At 45.3% G+C, this 1,040-nt stretch carries 2 protein-coding genes; both read right to left on the bottom strand.

Annotated features, from left to right (window positions below):
* Positions 1–55: 55 nt before the first annotated feature.
* Positions 56–670 (bottom strand): alpha-ribazole phosphatase, encoded by a 615-nt coding sequence (gene cobC, locus R7P72_RS26095; protein WP_140217941.1) that lies wholly within the window; start codon positions 668–670, stop codon positions 56–58.
* Positions 671–682: 12 nt separating this feature from the next.
* A partial coding sequence (locus R7P72_RS26090) for a bifunctional adenosylcobinamide kinase/adenosylcobinamide-phosphate guanylyltransferase (RefSeq protein WP_318111160.1) occupies positions 683–1,040 on the bottom strand: 358 nt, incomplete at its 5' end.

The raw sequence follows: 1,040 nt of genomic DNA, 5'->3' as shown, positions 1-1,040 counted from the left end.
AGGGCTGCTTTTCTTCCTTGATTTGTTTCGCGTTGAAGGCCAACAGCGCCTGATTTTAATCTTCTACAAGAGGCACGCCTATTGAACGAACTGAGGCGTAAATTTGGTCATCAATAGTAATTGTTATATGAGTGACTGAGGCATTTCCTATCGCCAATGTCGAATACCATTGAGGATTGCGCCAATCCACGCCCAAAACATGAGCGAGAATTATTCGAATTACGCCACCATGCGTGACAATTAACAAGTTGTCATTGATATCGTTAATGATTTGAGACCAAGCGCGACTAACGCGCTGAGAAAATGTGCTTAAGCTCTCGGCATTAGGCAACGAATGGTGAGCGGGTGATTGCCAAAAGGCATCGAGTTTTTTCCAATGTTCAGTAAGCAAATCAAATGGCATGCCATCGAAGTCACCAAAGTCCATTTCTTGCAGATCGTCTTCGGTGGTCATTGGCAACAATTGTTGCTCAGCTAATATTTGCGCCAAATCGTGACAACGAGAAAGCGGCGACGATATTATCCCCGCTACGTCGTATCCGTTGGTTTTCCAAGCCATGGCGATTCGCTGCTGCTCGGCCTCTTTCACTTTGAGATCAGTCTGACCATGTAAGCCAGGCGCTGCGTCTACTTTTCCATGACGCATAAGATAGATATTGAGCGTTTTCATTACCTTCGTATCCTATTCTTTAAGAACCAATGGCAACCCTGCCGCAACAAACGTTACTCGAGAGCATACTTGAGCAAGTTGTTGATTCATGCGCCCTGCATTATCAACAAAATAGCGGCTCACAGCACCCAGCGGCACGATGCCCATTCCCACCTCGTTAGAGACAAAAATCAGTGTCGCGCGAGAATTTTCAACCGCTTGAGTGAGCTTTTCTATCTCTTGTTCTAATAACTCGTTACTGCAGGCTTCACCTAGATCAAAAATCCAGTTGTTCAGCCACAGCGTTAAGCAATCAACCAATACAACGTCATTAGCATCAAAATGAGCAAGTAAATCAGGAAGTCGAAGGTGGCATTCGTGTTCATGCCAC

Origin of the sequence: Vibrio sp. Vb0888, from assembly GCF_033338835.1 — a bacterium.
In the GTDB taxonomy this organism is placed as follows: Bacteria; Pseudomonadota; Gammaproteobacteria; order Enterobacterales; family Vibrionaceae; genus Vibrio; species Vibrio alginolyticus.
This window is presented reverse-complemented; position numbering and strand designations above follow the sequence as displayed.